19 protein-coding genes are annotated in these 18,152 nt (G+C 53.2%); 10 read left to right on the forward strand and 9 right to left on the reverse strand.

Going from position 1 to position 18,152, the window contains the following annotated elements:
* Positions 1-67: 67 nt before the first annotated feature.
* Positions 68-967, forward strand: a complete 900-nt coding sequence (locus NF78_RS07195; RefSeq protein ID WP_035985522.1) for a cation diffusion facilitator family transporter — start codon at positions 68-70, stop codon at positions 965-967.
* A 100-nt stretch (positions 968-1,067) separates the two neighbouring features.
* Here NF78_RS07195 and NF78_RS07200 read toward each other — a convergent pair whose 3' ends face one another.
* The 3 genes from NF78_RS07200 to NF78_RS07210 all read right to left on the reverse strand — a co-directional run bounded on the left by NF78_RS07200 (position 1,068) and on the right by NF78_RS07210 (position 2,819).
* Complete coding sequence (locus NF78_RS07200; protein ID WP_197064783.1) at positions 1,068-1,481, reverse strand: DUF302 domain-containing protein; 414 nt, start codon at positions 1,479-1,481, stop codon at positions 1,068-1,070.
* A gap of 61 nt (positions 1,482-1,542) precedes the next feature.
* A complete protein-coding gene (locus NF78_RS07205; RefSeq protein ID WP_035985523.1) occupies positions 1,543-1,947 on the reverse strand; it encodes an ArsR/SmtB family transcription factor in 405 nt (134 codons plus the stop codon).
* 83 nt (positions 1,948-2,030) lie between these two features.
* Positions 2,031-2,819 (reverse strand): tetratricopeptide repeat protein, encoded by a 789-nt coding sequence (locus NF78_RS07210; RefSeq protein WP_035985524.1) that lies wholly within the window; start codon positions 2,817-2,819, stop codon positions 2,031-2,033.
* A 314-nt stretch (positions 2,820-3,133) separates the two neighbouring features.
* On the opposite strand from NF78_RS07210, the gene NF78_RS07215 reads away from it, so the two are divergent.
* Positions 3,134-4,621: an N-acetylmuramoyl-L-alanine amidase gene (locus NF78_RS07215; protein WP_035985525.1), complete on the forward strand. Its 1,488-nt coding sequence runs from the start codon at positions 3,134-3,136 to the stop codon at positions 4,619-4,621.
* Between the two features lie 3 nt (positions 4,622-4,624).
* Here the strand turns inward: NF78_RS07215 and NF78_RS07220 are convergent, their stop codons facing one another.
* From NF78_RS07220 to NF78_RS07235, 4 genes are all read right to left on the reverse strand, one after another.
* Positions 4,625-5,602, reverse strand: a complete 978-nt coding sequence (locus NF78_RS07220) for an arsenic resistance protein (protein ID WP_035985526.1) — start codon at positions 5,600-5,602, stop codon at positions 4,625-4,627.
* Between the two features lie 812 nt (positions 5,603-6,414).
* Complete coding sequence (locus tag NF78_RS07225) at positions 6,415-6,855, reverse strand: MerR family transcriptional regulator (RefSeq protein WP_035985527.1); 441 nt, start codon at positions 6,853-6,855, stop codon at positions 6,415-6,417.
* 501 nt (positions 6,856-7,356) lie between these two features.
* The gene (locus NF78_RS07230; protein WP_035985528.1) at positions 7,357-8,511 is read right to left on the reverse strand and encodes a ZIP family metal transporter; all 1,155 of its coding nucleotides are present in this window, start codon (positions 8,509-8,511) and stop codon (positions 7,357-7,359) included.
* Positions 8,508-9,350: a multicopper oxidase domain-containing protein gene (locus tag NF78_RS07235; RefSeq protein ID WP_263970560.1), complete on the reverse strand. Its 843-nt coding sequence runs from the start codon at positions 9,348-9,350 to the stop codon at positions 8,508-8,510. The genes NF78_RS07230 and NF78_RS07235 overlap by 4 nt, the downstream gene beginning before the upstream one ends.
* 873 nt (positions 9,351-10,223) lie before the next feature.
* Between NF78_RS07235 and NF78_RS29195 the strand changes: the two genes are divergently transcribed.
* The 7 genes from NF78_RS29195 to NF78_RS07275 all read left to right on the forward strand — a co-directional run bounded on the left by NF78_RS29195 (position 10,224) and on the right by NF78_RS07275 (position 15,058).
* Positions 10,224-10,499, forward strand: a complete 276-nt coding sequence (locus tag NF78_RS29195) for a thioredoxin family protein (RefSeq protein ID WP_072016006.1) — start codon at positions 10,224-10,226, stop codon at positions 10,497-10,499.
* Positions 10,500-10,509: 10 nt separating this feature from the next.
* The gene (locus tag NF78_RS07250; RefSeq protein ID WP_035985531.1) at positions 10,510-10,941 is read left to right on the forward strand and encodes a heavy metal-responsive transcriptional regulator; all 432 of its coding nucleotides are present in this window, start codon (positions 10,510-10,512) and stop codon (positions 10,939-10,941) included.
* The gene (gene merF, locus NF78_RS07255) at positions 10,931-11,143 is read left to right on the forward strand and encodes a mercury resistance system transport protein MerF (protein ID WP_035985532.1); all 213 of its coding nucleotides are present in this window, start codon (positions 10,931-10,933) and stop codon (positions 11,141-11,143) included. The genes NF78_RS07250 and merF overlap by 11 nt, the downstream gene beginning before the upstream one ends.
* A 35-nt stretch (positions 11,144-11,178) precedes the next feature.
* Positions 11,179-11,643, forward strand: a complete 465-nt coding sequence (locus NF78_RS07260; protein WP_035985533.1) for a putative iron-sulfur cluster-binding metallochaperone — start codon at positions 11,179-11,181, stop codon at positions 11,641-11,643.
* A gap of 212 nt (positions 11,644-11,855) precedes the next feature.
* Positions 11,856-12,458: a DUF305 domain-containing protein gene (locus tag NF78_RS07265; protein WP_263970561.1), complete on the forward strand. Its 603-nt coding sequence runs from the start codon at positions 11,856-11,858 to the stop codon at positions 12,456-12,458.
* A 424-nt stretch (positions 12,459-12,882) separates the two neighbouring features.
* Positions 12,883-13,611 carry a response regulator transcription factor gene (locus NF78_RS07270; RefSeq protein ID WP_052049938.1) on the forward strand — a complete coding sequence of 243 codons (729 nt, stop codon included), beginning with the start codon at positions 12,883-12,885 and terminating at the stop codon, positions 13,609-13,611.
* Positions 13,612-13,699: 88 nt separating this feature from the next.
* Complete coding sequence (locus NF78_RS07275) at positions 13,700-15,058, forward strand: TolC family protein (RefSeq protein ID WP_197064784.1); 1,359 nt, start codon at positions 13,700-13,702, stop codon at positions 15,056-15,058.
* A 215-nt stretch (positions 15,059-15,273) separates the two neighbouring features.
* Here the strand turns inward: NF78_RS07275 and NF78_RS29200 are convergent, their stop codons facing one another.
* On the reverse strand, positions 15,274-15,600 hold the full coding sequence (locus NF78_RS29200) for a hypothetical protein (RefSeq protein ID WP_146150485.1): 327 nt from the start codon (positions 15,598-15,600) through the stop codon (positions 15,274-15,276).
* Positions 15,601-15,871: 271 nt separating this feature from the next.
* Positions 15,872-16,042 (reverse strand): hypothetical protein, encoded by a 171-nt coding sequence (locus NF78_RS30950; RefSeq protein WP_156119688.1) that lies wholly within the window; start codon positions 16,040-16,042, stop codon positions 15,872-15,874.
* A 396-nt stretch (positions 16,043-16,438) separates the two neighbouring features.
* Between NF78_RS30950 and NF78_RS07280 the strand changes: the two genes are divergently transcribed.
* Positions 16,439-18,085, forward strand: coding sequence for an efflux RND transporter periplasmic adaptor subunit (locus tag NF78_RS07280; protein ID WP_197064785.1), 1,647 nt, complete (start codon positions 16,439-16,441; stop codon positions 18,083-18,085).
* The last annotated feature ends 67 nt before the right edge of the window (positions 18,086-18,152 follow it).

Below are 18,152 nucleotides of genomic sequence, written 5' to 3' on the forward strand. Positions count from 1 at the left end.
AAACGCGTTTAACTGCTGTAGGCTTACTCAGTAGAGCTTGGCTTCTCTGCTGCATTCAAGATTTACCATGGGAAACCGCTCGGCTCGGTTTTACACGCTGCTCTCCATCGGGGCTGCTGTTTTAACAATTTTGCTGAAAACAACGGCCTACCTGCTGACTGGTTCGGTGGGACTACTGTCTGATGCTGCTGAATCGGTGGTGAACCTGGTGGCTGCGATCGTCGCGACCTGGGCCGTGACGTTTGCGGCTAAACCGCCGGATGAAGACCATGCCTTTGGGCATTTCAAGGCGGAATATTTTTCTAGCGGCGTCGAGAGTGTGTTGATTTTGGTGGCGGCGGGCAGCATTGCCTTTGCTGCCTGGGGTCGGCTGTTTGACCCGCAACCCCTAGAGCAGGTGGGCATTGGCTTAGCCCTATCGCTGGCGGCAACGGCGATCAATGGGACGTTGGCTATCGTTATGCTGCGGGCCAGTCGGCGGCTGCGCTCTATTACTCTGCGGGCAGATGCACACCATCTACTGACCGATGTCTGGACATCGGTAGGGGTCGTGGTGGGGGTAATTCTGATTCCCACTACGGGTTGGCTAATTCTTGACCCGATTATTGCCTTGGTTGTCGCGGCAAATATTGTTTGGGCGGGGCTGAGATTGCTGCGCGAAACGGGAATGGGTCTTTTAGATACGGCCTTACCGGCTGAGGAGCGTCAAATTGTTGCCGATACTTTGCAGCCTTTTGAGGCTGAGGGAATTCAATTTCATGCATTAAGAACTCGGGTGGCTGGTGCCCGGCGGTTTGTCTCGGTACATGTGTTGGTGCCAGGTAGTTGGACGGTCAAACAGGGACATGACCTCTGTGAAGTAATTGAGCTGGCGATCGCCCGCTCTCTACCCGGCACATTTATATTCACCCATCTAGAACCTTCAGAAGACCCGGTTTCGTGGGCAGACCAGTCCTTGGAACGTTAACCACTTGAGGTTTAACCGACCACGCTAGCCTGCCTAAAACTGTTTTCATCACCCCTCTTCCGCATTCAAACAACTATGGAAGAGGACTTTTAACTTTTACTTATTTTGCTTCATCAACCATCTGGATAGTTCTTTCTTCAACCTCTTCAGCAATTCGAGTTAATTCCGGATCCTGAGACAGAGCTGCAAGCATTTGGGCAGGCTTGATCAAACCGATCTTCGTTGTACCTTTTTCGGTAAAGACCGAGATCCGACAGGGTAATGCCATATTCAGTCGCATATCCGTTGCCATGACGGCGGCGGCTTGCTGCGGATTGCAAACCTCAAACACCTTGCACTGCGCTTCAAACTCAATGCCTTTACCACGCAGTGTTGCCCCCAAGTCGTGAATATGGAGAACGCCAAAGCCATGATGCTTAACGGCCAATTCAAGATCGGTGGCGGCCTGTTCAAAGGGTTTTGTCGTTTCGACTATGTAGTACATGAATACTTGCTTGGGGGTGAGAGTGAACATTTTTGCCTACAGATCGTAGTGAAGTCACCGTGACTCGATAACCTTCAAAAGAGGGATTACGTCACTCATCTAGGTGCGCGGCGACTTCCCGGTAGAGGGACATGATGTGATCGTCAGCCAGGCCATAGTAGACGTTGCGGCCTTGGCGACGGTAGGTGACTAGACGCTGCGATCGCAGCACCCGCAGTTGGTGCGACACCGCCGATTCACCCATTTTCACCGCAGCGGCCAGATCGCACACACAGAGTTCTTGCTGAGCTAGAGCCGACAGTAGCTTGAGCCGGTGGGGGTCAGAGAGGGCGCTAAAAAACTCCGCCATCCGCTGGGCCTTTGCGGTGCTGAGCACCTCGGGCTGAACCTGGCGAACGTTGTCTAAATGCACCAGCGACTCGTCACAACTGACGTCACAACTGGGGGCATCAACGGCTTGAATTGTAGAGTTCTCTGTAGAGCGAGAATGAGCCATCGATTAGGTTTCCTGGCTTTTTCTCTATGATACTGAGAATCGTTACCACTGAACATCTGTTCAGAGGATTGAGGGCGTTGACCTCACGGGGTTTGCTCACTCCCCTGCTGCACCTGCTGCATGAAGTACAGGGTTTGCTGATAGCCTTGGCGATCGCCCTGGGCCTGAAACAGCGCCGCCGCCTGGCGCAAGTCGGCCATGGCGGCTTGGGAGTCGCCGAGCTGGTACTGCAAGATACCGCGATTGCCGTAGGCTTCAGCTAGCTCAGGGTTGAGGCGGAGCGCGGTATTGAAATCTGAGAGGGCGGCTTCGCCATTGCCCAGCTCGGTATAAATTTTGCCTCGGTTGTAGTAAGCATCGGCGTTGTCGGGGGCCAGGGCAATTGCGGCGTCTAGGTCGCTGAGGGCCTGGGGTAAGTTGCCGGTGGCGGCCAAGACAAGGCCGCGATCTAGATAGGGCTGGACAACATCAGGGGCTAGCGCAATGGCCTGGGTCAGATCGGCGATCGCCGCCTCGGCATTGGTCATGTGAGCGTGGGCTTCTCCCCGGTTGTACAGGGTTTCTGGATGGTCGGGGCGAAGCTGAAGCGCTCTGGAAAAGTCAGCGATGGCGAGCTGATAATCGCCCAGGTCGTGGTAGGCAATGCCGCGATGGAAATAGGCATCAGCACTGCTGGCATCGGCTTGAATCGCCTGGCTGTAGGTGGCGATCGCTGCCTCTAGCTGCCCCTGCTCCGCCTGCTGGCGGCCTTGATTCAGGAGATTGACGGCAACTTGCTCTACCGCGTGGGCAGGCCTTATCCCCACAGCACTTCCAGGGGCTACCACAACGGCCATTCCTAGAGCGATCGCTAACATTCTTTGGATCTGCATGGCTTCTCTCCTAACCGCACGACTGAGCTATGGGTCTTAACCGTGAGCCTGTACCGTAAGGCCCAGGCACGACTGCAAACCAGCGCCTTGTGACGCTTTACAAGCTGAGCTAACCCCATGAATCCGAGCCCCCATGAATCCGAGCCTATGGCGTTTCTGAGGCGAACCTTCACGCTTGGGGTAGAGCCTGCCTCCTACAGTGTAGCGACCGTTTTGAGGATGAGATTTTCTCTGAAACAAGATGAAAGGGGCGATCGTGATGCCGTAAAATCAGGCAAAATCAAAGGCTGACCCAGCGCACTGTGAGATGCTGCATGAAACAATACCGACCTCTGGTGAGCCTAATCGGCATGGTAGGTGGGCTACTGCTGGCGCTTCCAGTCGAAGCCGCTCAGTTTAGAACCTGGCGCTTTGACCCTCAGCAAAACCGGCTAGAGTTTTCGACCGATGCCGCCGTGCAGCCCAGGGCGCAGCTTCTCTTTAACCCCACCCGCATTGTGGTGGACTTGCCCGGCACCACCCTAGAGCAGCGGACGATTAACCAGGCCGTTGGCGGCGCTGTTAAAGCTATTCGCATTGGGCAGGTTGATGCTCAAACTACCCGGCTGGTTATTGAGCTAGCCCCTGGCTACACCCTTAACCCAGACCAGGTCGTGGTACGGGGGGAAACGCCACAGCAGTGGGTAGTGCAACTGCCCCCGCCCCAAGGTGTAACGCCTCCTCAGGCTACCCCCAGCCAAGTCAATGCCACCCCAGTCGCTGGAGCCGCTACCCAGGTTGAAGGCATACGCACTACCCCCGATGGCTTTTTCATCCGCACCTCTGGGGCAAGCCCAAGGTTGACGGTCGTGCGCAGCAGTGGCACTCAGGTAGTGCTTCAGCTCGAAAATGCTGCCGTGGCGGCAGCCCTAACCGGGCAAACTCTACCCGCCAATCAGTTTGGGGTCACCGCTTGGGATATTCAGCCGGTGAGCGCAGCGGTGCCGACTCTGCAAATTACCCTCACGGTGCCCGCCAACAGTGCCGAATGGCAAGCCTCGGTGAGCAACGGCAGCGGCATTGTGATTTTGCCGCCCAGGGGAGTCGCGATCGCCGCTGTCCCAGCCAGCCCAGTCGCGGCATCGGCTCAGGCACCCGCAGCTGTGTCGCCCCCCATTGCCGTACAACCGCCGTCTCAAGCTCCGGTGGTGCCCCCCCAGCCTGAGCCCATGATACCGGCTACCCCAGCGGTGCCCCCACCGAGTAGCGGCATTCCCAAGCAGGCGGTCACCATTGTGATCGACCCAGGCCATGGCGGGCGAGATCCGGGGGCGATCGGCGTGGGTGGCCTGCGCGAAAAAGATGTGGTCTCGGCGATTGCCTACGAAGTCGCCAGAATTTTAGAACAAAGCGGTGCGCAGGTGGTTCTGACTCGCTCCGACGATCGGGAGATGGACTTAGCCCCTCGGGTGCAAATTGCCGAGCGGGCCAATGCCGATCTCTTTGTCAGCATTCACGCCAACTCCATCAGCCTGAGTAGGCCCGAGGTAAACGGGCTTGAGACCTACTACCACAGCTCAGGGAATCGTCTCGCCCAGGTGATTCATCAATCTATTTTGCGTCTGGTGACCATGCCCGATCGCGGGGTGCGCCAGGCTCGTTTTCATGTTCTCGTAAACACCTCTATGCCATCGGTTTTAGTCGAGACCGGGTTTGTCACTGGGGCTCAAGATGCCCGTAATTTCAACGACCCGGCCTGGCGCAGCCGCATGGCTCAGGGCATTGCCGCAGGCATTTTGCAGTACGCCCAGCGATCGCTCTAGCTCTCAACTCTCCCTGCTGCGGGGCAAACCATCGCCAGGGCGAGAGCGCAGCAGCAGATGGGCCACCAGCGCCATAATCGGCAGCTCTAGCAGCGGGCCGATTACCAGGGTTAGGGCAATCAAAGGGCGATCGCCAAAGGCTGCTGCTGCCACCGCCAGCGCCACCGGAGAATTCCGCGCTAGGGTCGTGCAAGTCAGGCAAACTACCTCTGGATACGCCAGCCGCAACCGCCGCCCCAGCCATTGAGCCAGCACGAAGTTAATCACAAAAAACGAACCAATAGGCAGCAGCAACCACAGCAGCAGATCTAGACGCTGAAGTAACGCCTCGCCTTCGGCGGCAAAGATAGCCACAACGGCCAAGTTCAAACAGAGGAGCTGTACCATCGCCACCTGCGGCAGCTTTTGGTGGGGCCTGGTTGGCCCCCTTAGCCAGCTTATGCCGTAGCGAGACAGCAGCGCCAATGCCAGCGGAATCAGCAGAACGGTGGCTATTTTGCCCGCCAATACCCCAAGATCGAGTGAGACCAGCGCCTGGGCAAATAGGGCCAGATAGACGGGCAACAGCACCATCTGCAAGACAAAGTTCAGCGGTAGTAGAGCCGTCGCGAGGCTGACATTGCCCTTGGCAATGCCGGTAAACACCAGATACCAATCAGTACAAGGGGTCACCATCAACATCAGCAGGCCCACCCGCAAATCGGGCGCATCTCGCAGAAACAGCGCCCCCAAACCCCAAGCCAGCAGGGGTGTCCAAACAAAGTTGACCGCCAGGCTGGCAAGGGTCACACGGTAGTTGCCAAAAGCTCTACCCAGGTGCCGCAGCGGAATTGGCAGAAACGCCGCGTACAGCATCCCCATCAACAGCGGTGTAATGAGATGGTCTGCCAGGGCAGCAACGTCGCCAATCTGCGCCAGACCTAGCCCCAGTAGCACCGAAAGCAGAATTAGCAGGGGCTGCGATCGCTCAAACCAGGTCATGGTTAGGGTATCTGTGGTTGCAATTTTGCGGTCGATTAGTGATTATGCCGCAGTGACTCCTGCATTTCTCCCGTGGGGTCATCGCAACACTCAGACCAAACTATCTCATCTACAGGAGTCTCACCATAACGCGTAAGATTCCCCATAGCAAAGAAACCTGTATACCTCATTATCATGAGCCTTGTAATATTCTCAGCGACTCTCTTCCAGAAAGGTTAGCAACTATGTACTTCACCATGAATCTGGGACAGTATTAGTTATCCTTCGCTCTGGTTAAATCTCGAACGATTGGATCTGAATGTTATGACCTTACAGGCTGAATTTGACGCCTGGCAAACCAAATGGTGAGCGGAGGCACTAGAAACCACATTGACAATGGCACTAACCCAGTGCCTAAAATCGGAATTGTTGGCATGGACTCGGCATAAGTCCACCGATTGAGGGGGCCAGTAGCCAAGGCTTCGGCAACAACGGTGATAACCACTCCTACGAGGATAAAAACACCCATTTGGCTACGGTTTGGGTAACGTAACCATTGACGAGACTTCGATAGAGCTGCAACGGCCCAAAATGCAATCAATATAATTACGACATCTCCGACTGTAGCGAGGGTGCAATTTCTGACTATATCGAAGTGGGAGTATCCAGCCGGAATTTGGTAAAACCGCATTTGCTGAATTTCCCAAAAGAAAGACAGCAGATAAGAGAATATGGCAATATTGACCTCGGGTAAATTTAGCCAATTCGAGGGACTATAATAGTTCATGGCTTTAAGCTTATTTGTAATAAATTAGGCTTGATCGGACAGTTTCTCAAATAGCCTCTAGACAATTCAGAGCCAGGCCCACTTCTTCAATCAGGCTGCAAATTTTAACGTCGGATGGCTTGTCTAGAGGACGGGCGGCCCAGCTCGTGCGGTAGGTTTCTAGCATGGTTTTACGGGCGGTGGCCTGCTGAATTTCTTGCTCCAGGGTCGCAATTTTGCAGTCGATTAGCGTTTTAACCAGGGTGCAGACCGGCTCCCCCTGCTTGCGAACATCAAACACCTGCTGAATTTCTGCCAGGGAAAACTGCAATGTCTGGGCCTGCTTAATGAATAGCAGACGAGTAACGGCTTCGTCATCGTAATAGCGATAGCCATTCTCAGCTTTGCTCACCGATTCTAGTAGGTGCAGCGACTCGTAGTAGCGAATGGTGGCTACCGTCACGTGGGCCTGTTTGGCCAGCTCGCCTATTTTGAGGAGTTTCTTCATTGTCTGAGCAGGCCATCCTTTTAGAAAAAGACCGATTGGGGATGCGCGACCATTGTCGCTAGAGCTAGCTTAGTGCAAGTTTGGGGGGTTGACTCTCAAGCCAACCTCAGGGTTTACCTTATGGAAAGTCTCGTCTAGAGGCCGTTTGATTCACCATTCTTACCAAAGAGGTCAATTCCGATGCTCAAAGTTCCTCAGATTAAGAGGCTCTCCCTGGCGGCTGTTTCTGCCCTTGTTCTGACCGCTGCCGTGGCTGGCGTTGCTGCTGCCGCCCCCTGCCTGTTCCCCACCCCTGATTGCCCCCCCTCTAACTGCGACTAAGCTAAAGACGATAAGGCTGTTTTAGAGACCAGATAGCCTCTCAAGCCGCCCGCAGTGCCCATGCTAAAAGCGTCTTTCCAGCTTGGGCAGTACACGGACTCATACCTGTACCAGCAACCTAGCCCACACCAGATCTAACGCGCTTGTAGCGCTCAAACAAGTGGTGGCTAGGTTGTCTGGCTAAAATTTTACCAGCAGCGCGGTGCTGTACATCACAAGTAGCCCGGTCGTAAAGCCAGCCAAACTCAGCCCTGCCAAGCCAGAGAGACTTGACCGATGCAGTTGCTGCTGTAGGTAAGTGCCTAGTTCTACAATCACCTGCAAAATCGCTCCTGCACCAATGCCCAAGAATAGGGCCGCCCAATGGGGAGAAAAAGCAAAAGCCCCCACCCACAGCCCCACTACAGCAGGGAGTCCAGCCAGGGCGGCCAGCGCCACACAGGTCTGCCAGCGCAGTTTTTGCTTGAGCAGCGGCGCGACAATGCCCAGTCCTTCAGTCAGGTTGTGGAGCGTAAAGCCAATCACCAGAAATGAACCCAAGGCAATTTCCCCCAGGGCAAAGGCGGTGCCGATCGCCAGCCCTTCGCCCAGATTGTGCAGGCCAATACCTAGGGCCATGTAGGTAGAGAGCGCAGAGCCTTCGGGCGGTTTGCCTCGGCGTCGGCCCACGACAAATAGGGCCAGACCAGCCACTGTAGCTGCAAACCAGACCAGGGCTTGGCCTTGAAACGCGATCGCCGCCTTTCCGGCCAGCTCCAGCCCTTCCTGCAAGGTGTCTACCAGCAAAAAGGCTAGCATCCCCAATGTCAGGGTTAAAACAAAGGTCAGCCCCCGCTGGCCCAGCACTTTCAAATAGGGGTAGCACAACATGCCTAGCCCCACCGGCACCAGGCCCACATAGAGCCCCAGCCAGCCATAGCCCAGCAGCGTTGCCAGAGACAGAGCGGGTGTAGGTAGAGCAACGTCAATGGGGTGGGCAACGACAACACCCGTGTTGGTCAAGAACTGAACGTGATGCGCTTCACCCTCTACCCAGGGGTATGGAATTTGCACCGTTGCCGTCGCCAGTCTCCGGATCGGGCCAGGAGGCTGCTGGGTAAATGCCCAATAGGCACCATCCACTTGAACCTGGGCAATGGTCATGGGAGCTGAACCCTCCGCCCGCACCTTGAGGGTGATGCCCCGATCATTGAGCACGGTACGCTCCACAATCAGGGACTCCAGCGGCGGTGCATTCAAGTTGAGCAACCGGGCCGGGCTCAGGGTCAGCAGCAGGGCTGCCAGCCCGGACAACAAGAGGGGCGGCAACACCCAGCGCCAGGGCAAAGCCTTCATGCCACCACCTCAAAGGCACTCATCCAGCCCAGTTCGGCAAATTCGGCTTGGTGAGCGTGAAACATATAGAGTCCTGGCTCAAAGTCTACAAAGGAGCATTCGATGATGCCCCGCTGCGCCTGACAGAGCATGACGGTATCAACGGTGCGGTGGGTAGGGGTTAGGGTGGTGCCATGGTCGTAGTAGTCGAAGAAATTGGCGTGCAGGTGAAAGGAGTTAATCGGGTCAAACTCGGTCACGTTAATTAGATAGACGCGCACTGGGCGATCGCGCTCAATGCGAATCGGCTGCTTCATATAGGCGTGGGGAATGGAATTAACCGCGTAGACTTCGTTCTCCTCATCAAAATTGGTGTCAAAGGCGTTCATCACCATCATCAACTCCTGCCAGCGCTGGTTTTCTGGGGAGCCCAGCAGGCGCGATCGGGCAACATCTGCCTGGTCGGGGTGCCACTGAGGGTCAGGGTCAACGATAAAGGCCCCGTAGAGCCCTTTGTGGAGATGGCGCTTAAACGGCACAGAATGACAGTGGTAGAGGTGGCAGCCAAAGGGTTTTGCATCAAACTCGTAGGTCACTGTTTGCCCCGGCGCAGCCTCCATCACTCCTGGAATGCCATCCTGCCTGGCTCCATGAATGCCGTGAAAGTGCAGGGTGTGTAGGTGAGTGCCCTGATTGGTAAAGCGAATGCGAATGCGATCGCCCTCCGTGACCCGAATGGTTGGCCCCGGCACTTGGTCGTTGTACGTCCAGGCGGGATAGAACACCCCCGGAGCCACCTCAATTTCTCGCTCGACGGCAGTAATGTCGTACTCTCGCAGTCGCTGCCCAGTAGGCAGCATTGAGACATGTCCTCCATTCCACTGGGTCAGCAGTACGTGAGGGTCAAAGCCATTTCTAAGGTGATCAACCTCGCCTAGGGTAGTCATGCCCTGGTGATGAAGATCCGGAGCAGTCTGGGCACGCTCCTGAGCCAGTGCCGGTTGGCTAAACCGTCTACCCAACCAGGTGCCAGCCCCTAGAAGCCCGGCTCCAAGGAGCGATCGCCGCTGTACATGCCAATCCATTGCTTTTCATAATTGTTTCATAATCACAAGCATAGTGGATGGCGAGGACTTTTCATATTTATTTCATAATTGAGACGCCGCAGTCGCTAGGTTAGGGCTGCGGCTAGCTCTGGGTTATCGGCGATGGCTCTCTACCGCGTCCATCCTGGCATGGCAGCCCATACCGGTGGAGCCGCCAATTAGCGACATACCGAATAGCGCGACCAAAATTACTGCCGCCATCGCACCGCCCTTAGCTAGCCAAGAGAAGCTGGCAGGGCGTAATGTCGCCTGAATCTGTTGTGATTGAATCTGTTGCGCTGCCTGACAAATATACTCCGGCCCAATGTTAGCCTCGGCTCCTGTGTCAACTAATTCCTCCAGGGAGTAGCTGCTTTGCTGCTCAGCCTGTAGTCGTGCTGCCAGCGCCAACACTTCTGAGGCCAAGTCTGCTGAGATTCTAAGATCTGAAGGGTTTATATCCAAAGGATCCACAATAGAGGCCTCGCATCAGTTGCCGCATTAACCGTCATCTCAGGCTAAACCCTAAAGTCGTTAGAGAGTCAAGGGCGTTTGGTAAATTGTCATACCGAATCGGAGTTTAGCCTCCCCCTTGACCTTGAAGCTAGGTTCAAGGTTTAGAGTGAACACAACTTCCAAGGTAATGAAATGACTCAACGACAAGTTGAAATTTTTGTAGCCGGTTGCCCTCGGTGCGACGAGGCCGTGGCTCTGGTGCAGCAGATGAGCTGTACAGCCTGCCAGATTCAAGTTTGGGATGTGCGCAGTGAGCAAATCACGGCCACCGCTCGTCAAAAACTGGAGGACTACGGCATCCATCGGCTTCCCGCCGTGGTGGTCGATGGCGAATTGGTGGACTGTTGCCGTCAACAGCAGCCGATTTCCCGCGACGCTCTGGCGGCGACGGGGATAGGGCAGGGGTAGAACCACCGTCATGTTAATTCGCGATCTGAGTCGGGCCGCTGGGGTGCCCGCTTCCACCATTCGCTATTACGAGCAGCTGGGGCTGCTGCAAGCCCCCCAGCGCAGCGCGGCTCAGTATCGCCTCTACGGAACTGCCGATGTGGAGCGGCTGCGCTTTATCCAAAAAGCCAAGCGGCTAGGGCTATCGCTGACGGAAATTGGTCAGCTGATTGCGTTGCGTGCCGGGGGCACAGCGCCCTGCCAACAGCTTAAAGCGATGGTGTCCAGCCATCTCCAGCAGCTCGATCAACAAATTGCCGAGCTGCAAGCCCTCCGCCAGGAACTGGCTACCTACTACGCTAACCTGGCGGCACAACTTCCCGACGATGCTACTGTTCCAACCGAAACCCTTTGTCAGGGAACCATCTGCGGCTTTATTGAACAGGTATCCCATGCCCCCTAGAAACACCTTGATCGCTAGTCTAATTGGCACCGTAGTGGTGGCCCTCTGCTGCTTTACACCGATGCTGGTGATTCTACTCAGTCCCCTAGGATTGGCGGTCTGGGTAGGCTATCTCAATGTTGTCCTGCTGCCGCTGTTGGGCGTCTTGATTGCTCTAACAGTGGTGGCCTATCGACAGCATCGCCGCTGCTGTGCGAAGTAGATCAATTCAGGAAAAGTCCATTTAGGAGACCACTGATGAGCGACTGTTGTACTGACCAACCAACTACCGCCACGCAATCCCCTCAACACTGCCCCCGCAATAGGGCTAAGGGCAAACCCGTGCCGCTGATTACCCTTAAGAGTTTGCTGGTGCCCAGTGCTCTGGCGCAGCTCAACGCCCAGCAGAGCTACCGATTTTGCGCTAGCCCTGACTGCCCGGTGGTTTACTTTGGTGCCGACGGGCAAACCTTTGAAACCGATCGCCTCAAGGTGCCGGTCTTTGCCAAAGATCCTGGCCCGGAAGTGCCGGTGTGCTACTGCTTTGACTGGCGACGGCAGCAGCTCCGCAATCCGACCAACCGACGCGCCCTTGACGACATTACGGCCCATATTCAAGCCCAGCGCTGCGGCTGCGAGGTGAACAATCCCCAGGGACGCTGTTGTTTGGCAAATGTGCGATCAACAATGGCTGTATCAAGTGAAATGGATTCTGGATCATGACAGAGTCCTGTCATTTTGCTCAGACCTGTTCCATTTCACCCGCATTTCATTTTTGAGTGTCAAACTTAGAACCGACAGTTGTGCCGGGCGCGTCAGCGCGCTTGAAAGCGAGCAATCGCCTTTGTGATGAAAAAGAGGTTTGACATCCGATGACTCTGAGACGACTATTAGCTTCGTGGATAGTAGTGGGCGGACTGGTGTCCCTACCTGTAATGGTGAGCGCGTGCGGCACGTCATCCCCGGCACCTAAAGAATCAGACTCTGCCGCTATGCCCATGGGAGATGAACCCATGGCCGACCATTCCATGATGATGGATCTCGGCCCTAGTGACGAGGAGTTCGACTTACGGTTTATTGACGGCATGATTTTGCATCACCAGGGTGCAGTCATGATGGCTGAATCGGCTTTGCAAAATTCGCAGCGTGATGAAGTCAAGCAGTTGGCAGAGGAGATCATCGCCGCTCAGCAGGTCGAGATTGACCGCATGCAGCAATGGCGACAAGCGTGGTACCCAAATGCCAGCCAAGAGCCCGTCATGTACCATGCAGCCATGGGACATTCCATGGCTATGACGCCTGATATGCAGGCCACCATGATGATGAGTGGCGACTTGGGCGCTGCCGATGATGAATTTGACCTACGTTTTATCAATGGCATGATTCCCCACCATGAGGGGGCATTAGCTATGGCGCAAGATGCCCTAGAGAAAAGTAGCCGACCAGACGTTCAACAACTCGCCCAAGATATTGTATCGACCCAGCAGGTCGAAATTGATCAAATGGAGCAGTGGCGAAAAGACTGGTACGGCCAGTAATTTCGTTGACGAATAAAATTTGGCAGGCCTCACTCCAAAAACTGAGGCCTGTTTTTCATGGAATATTTTCTGGCCTTAATTTTTAGAACTCAACAAGCAAAAAACTGTCGATGTGACTAAATAATCAGATGCGGGAAACCTATTGCAGCACCTTATCTAGATGCCATCTGGCCAACAATACTAAGCTTTTTCCGCAATCGCCTTAATCGCAACGACTGGACGAGACAAAAAAACACTTTCTGAATTGAGTAGAGTTTTCACGTTCATTTCATTTTTACTTGCCATACTGTAGCGACAAACACTGAAAGACTCAGAAAGCTTGATGCTAAGAGTGTTAAGAAGAGCCTATGTTCTAGCGCCTAGAATAGGCTTTATTTTGCCCTGCTTTCTGGTGCTTTCACTTTAGAGAGTGAGGTGGGTTTATATGGCCAAACATATTCTTGTCATAGAAAATGAATCTAGCTTTTCTCGTTTAATTGAGTCCGAGCTAATCCAAGAGAGCTACCTCGTCAGTGTTTATCAAGATGGTTTTAGCGGCCTTGTCAACGTTCGCCAAATTGAGCCAGACGCGCTAATTATTAGCTCGTCTATTTCTGATTTAACAGCTATTGATATATGCAGAAGGCTAAGGACTACAGGCAATCCAATTCCCATTCTCTATATCGATAAGGACACTACTCCTCAAAAGCAAGCGGCTGTTCTAGAAGCAGGGGCTGATGCCTATGTCACTACACCCATAAGTCTAGATTTAGTTTTGGCTCACATTAAAGTTTTTTTAAGGAGAAACAATAGCGAAGATGCATCGAGAATACTTGTCTTCTCTGATGTGACACTCAGCCACTACAGCCGGACGGTATATCGAGGCGGTCATGAATTAACCCTGACAGCCAAGGAGTTCGATTTACTGGCTTACTTTCTTGAGCACCCTAAGGAAGCGCTTAAAAAAACACAGATCATTGATGCTGTTTGGAGCTACGACTGCGATCTTGGCCATGAGAGCAACGTGCTCCAGTTTTACATTTGCTCTCTGCGAAAAAAGATGGAAGACGGTCAAAAAGAACGGCTAATCCACACCATTCGAGGGTTTGGATACATTCTCAAGACTGCTGCTAGGGGGCGATCTAGAAATTCCCTCTCTCTAGCTTTGGCGTAGTTTATTTGTTGATTTAAGAGCACTCATTTCTTTGTTAAACATGCGTCAAAATTGTCGACTTTCTACATCTACCCTAGCCAGTCTGGCCATGGTGATTGCGTTGGATGTTGCTCCCCTGACTGCATCTAGAGCCCTTGCTCAATCTTTGCCTCAGCCAGGAGAAGATACCTCACGACTTGACCGTCTTTCCCCTGAGCCTAGTCCGCTATTTTTGCCAACTCAGCCAGAAGTTGTTGAAATTACTACGACAGAGACTCTCTCTATAGAAGAAGCTTTTGAGCTAGCATTGCGCAACAACGAAGATCTTCAGATTGCCTTACTAGAGCTAGAACGCAGTCAGTTTGCCCTTAGAGAAGCTAGAGCAGAACTGTATCCAACCGTTGGTTTAGCATCAACATTACAAAGTAATAGCGAAGAGAATGACAACCAAACGACTTTAAGAGGAGACCTTGAGGCCCTTTATGACTTGGGCTTGTCAGGGGGTAGACAAGCCAGAATACAAGTAGCCGAAGAGCAAATTCGGGTCGCTGAACTAGATATCAACCGGCGTAGGGCTCAACTGCTGCTCGATACCGCCAATGATTATTACGCCTTACAGCTGACCGTTGAGCAAATTCGGATTAGCCAGGCCTTTTTAGATGAAGCGGAGCGCAATCTACAGGACACAATTTTAAGAGAGCGTGCTGGCGTAGGCACTCAGTTTGACGTGCTACGGGCAGAAGTGCAGGTGGCCAATGCCCGCCAAGACTTGACGCAGGTTCAAAGCCAACGACAAATTGCGCAGAGACAACTATCACGCAGGCTAAATTTACCAGCTTCAGTAAATGTTGAGACGTTGCCTGTCGAAATTGCTGGAGGCTGGCCGCTGACCTTAGAGGAAAGTATTGTACTGGCCTATCAAAGTCGCGTTGAGCTATCGCAGGTTTTGGCCCAACGCACGATTGCCCAACGCCAGAGACAAATTGCCCTGGCAGCGGTAAGACCTAACCTTAGCTTAGTTGCCAACTACGGCCTTCAGCAGGCTTTGAGCGGCAATTCAACGGCACTGAATGATGGGTTCAGCGTGGGCGCTAGATTACAGTGGCAACTCTTTGATGGGGGTGCTGCTTCAGCATCGGCGGCTCAGCAAGATAAGGAGTCTGAAATTGCAGAAACTCAGTTCTCCCAAACTCGCAACAGTATTCGCTTGGAAGTTGAAGATGCTTATTTTAATTTAACGGCTAATCAAGAAAATATCACTACGGCTACTGTAGCGGTACAGCAAGCGCAGGAGGCACTTCGATTGGCCAACTTGCGGTTTAATGCAGGTGTAGGCACTCAACTAGACGTATTAAGTGCCATTGGGGATTTAGCTGAAGCAGAAGGCAATTTAGCAAACGCCATCATAGACTACAATCGGTCGTTGGCTGCAATACAAAGAGCAACTGAACAACCTTATTTAGACTAGTTTTTGCAGATCTGCTCAAATACCCCGGTTAGACTTTTTCTGAAATATAAAGTAAATTAAAGTCAAAAAAAAGCCCATCGTAGCGTTAATCTACGGTGGGCTTTGCAGTTTTTAGAGTGAGTAAGGTAACTTGAATCTGTCTGTGAAGAGAAGCTGCCCCCTGAAGAAACTAAAGAGTCATTACTCTTTTTGCTTTTCTCAAAGGCGATCGCTGACTATTTCCCTCTGTATTCAGCGTTGTGAAACCTAAGTTCGCCAAGGGAGACAATGCCATCCCCATTCAGATCAGCAGATAAATCATTAAGATTTGTCTGTCCTGAAGCACTTGCCACAGGCGATAGCACCATTGAAGCCATTGCAATTGTCAGCACGGAAAGAAAGTACTTTTTCATTTTATTCTCTATGAAAGCAACTAGATTTCGCCTTGCATTCATCAGCGAAACTCCTATCATCGTAGATCTTCTGGTCAAATATTGGCTGATAATTGCATAAGCTAATAATGAAAGTTTTATTAGAAAAATTAGAGCAAAGTTTATGGCCATTAAATCATATAGCACACCCTACTCTAGTGAGGTGCGAATCAAGAGATAAGGCTGCCATGCAGCAAGATTTTCAATTTTCTGCTGTGCCTCACTTGATTAAGAGGGGCTATATAGTACTTTGCTTGTTAGATCTTCTTAAACATAACGAGACACTATATGCTTTTCCAAAAAAGCCACCAGGCTTTTGAGCAATGGTGGCTTTAGAGTCTATTGAGATGAGCGACATCTTGATGAGTGATAGCGATTTGAAGCGCTATCACTTAAAAAAAGTCTATGAACCCCTATAATCACGGTTATGCTGAATAAGTTCACTCATGGTTACAGGTCTGCCTTTTTCGGCAGCTAAGCCACGGAGGTTAGTTTGGCTAGAGGCACTGGCCACAGGAGCAAAGGCAATTGTAGCTAGTGCAATAGTTAGTGCAGAAAGAACATATTTTTTCATTGTCTTCTCCTTGAGAACTGCTAGGATCCGCGCTTGGTTATTGGCGGAAGTTTTGTCATAGTAGATCCCATTTCAGCTAATTTGGTGATAGCTACCTAAGTCAAGAATGAAAGTTTTGTTAGAAAAATTAGAGTGCATCTTTTCACTTAGAAACTTTATGAAGTTTTTAAGCTTTTTGAATTAGAGTAGAAGCCTAATCTTATTCGCCATAGTCTTTGCTTAGACGTACTTTTAGCGCGATTCAGCTTGAACTTTTGGGGGATTTTCTCTGCGCAATCTATTGATTGCTCAATTAAAGCTACAAATTTCATCCTGATTTCATTTTTCTGTGGGATGTTTGGGGAACGATGGCATTTTTCTCCAAAGACTGTAATTGAGTGGTTCAAGGGCACGCCTATGACAGCTATCTTTGATCGCTTTTGTATCGCGGCTAGAGGGCGATCGCTCCCTGTAGCCGTCTTGCTGATGCTCTTGCTGGCCCCGGCCGGCGAGGTCTTGGCCCATGCTGGCCATGGAGATGAGTTTCAGGGGAGTGGAGCTGGAGCATCTCCAACCGGCATTGAGGTTGATTCTGAGATTGCTGACCGTATTGGTCTGACTGTAGAGCCCGTAAAGCGCCAGGTTTTAGCTTTTGGCGTAAAGGCAACGGGGCAAATTGAAGCCTCGCCGGGGCGACAGGTATCGGTGACGAACCCCGTCGGCGGTACGGTGACTAAGCTGCTGGTGGAGCCAGGGCAGCGCGTGGAAGCGGGCCAGGCATTAGCCGTCATCACTAGTGGAGAGCTGGCTGAATTGCGAGTGACCGCCCTGGAAAACTCTGCTGAGCGACAGGGAGACGTGCAGCAGGCCGAGGCCAATTTGCAGCTAGCTCAGCAGACCTATGCCCAACAGCAGCAGATTGCCCTAGGGGCCATTGCAGAAGCCCAAACCGATCTGCGGGTGGCCCAAGAGCAATACGATCGCGACTCGGAACTAGCCGCGCAAGGGGCGATTGCCCGCCGGGAGCTGCTGGCCTCAGAGGCGGGGCTGGCCGACGCCAAGCGGGCCTTAACCGAGGCAGAGAGTCGGTTAGAGGTGTTGAATGCCCGTACCGAGGTGGCGCGATCGCAGACTGCTTTGAATGTGGCGCAATCTCGCGCTCAGTTGAGTACAGAGACCTACCAAACCCGATTGCAGCAGCTGGGGGCCACGGCTAACCCAGACGGCACCATCACCATCAAAGCGCCGATCGCAGGCACCATTGCCGATCGCGACGTCACCCTGGGGCAATCCGCCCAGGACGCAGGCGCGGTGCTGATGACTATCGTGGACAATCGCACGGTATTGGCCACCGCCAATATTTTTGAAAAAGATCTGCCTCAGGTATCCCCTGGGCAACGGGTGCGAATCACCGTAGCCAGCCTGCCCGATCAAATTTTTGAAGGACAAATTACCACGGTTGGTTCGGTAGTTGATGGCGAAACTCGGGTCGTACCTGTGCAGGCCGAGCTAGACAATGCCGATGGTACGCTCAAACCCGGTATGTTTGCGTCCCTGGAAGTGCTCACCGAGAGCACTTCTGAGGCCGTGATGGCCATTCCCCAGTCAGCGGTGGTAGAAGCCAACGGCCAACCCCTAGTGTTTGTGCGCAATGGCAATGCCTTTGAACCCGTTGACGTCACCCTGGGAAGAACGGCGGGCGATCAAGTCGAAGTGCTCAGTGGCCTGTTTGAGGGCGATGAAATCGTTACCCAGCGGGCTAACCAGCTCTATGCCCAGTCGTTGCGGGGCGGGAGTGCTGAAGCAGAAGAGGAACCCGCCGCCCCCGTCGAGGCGGCTGCAACTGCGGGCATCCCCTGGTGGGCGATGGGGCTGGGCAGTGGTGCGATCGCCATGACCACCTTTGCTGCCGGAATCTGGTGGGCCAGGCGACAGCGTCCGACCTATGCCCTAGCGATCGGTGACGAGGCGGTTTCGCCTTCAGCACAAGGGCATCCTCGCTACGGCACTGGGCCAACCCTTGCTGCTCCCCTGGTCGAAGAGGGAGAGCCTTCGCGTAAGTAGCTGTGGTAATGACTGGGAAGTGTCTTTCCAGATGGTGGGCAATGCCCACCCTACGACTACAACGGCC

Source organism: Leptolyngbya sp. KIOST-1 (assembly GCF_000763385.1).
Taxonomy (GTDB): domain Bacteria; phylum Cyanobacteriota; class Cyanobacteriia; order Phormidesmidales; family Phormidesmidaceae; genus Nodosilinea.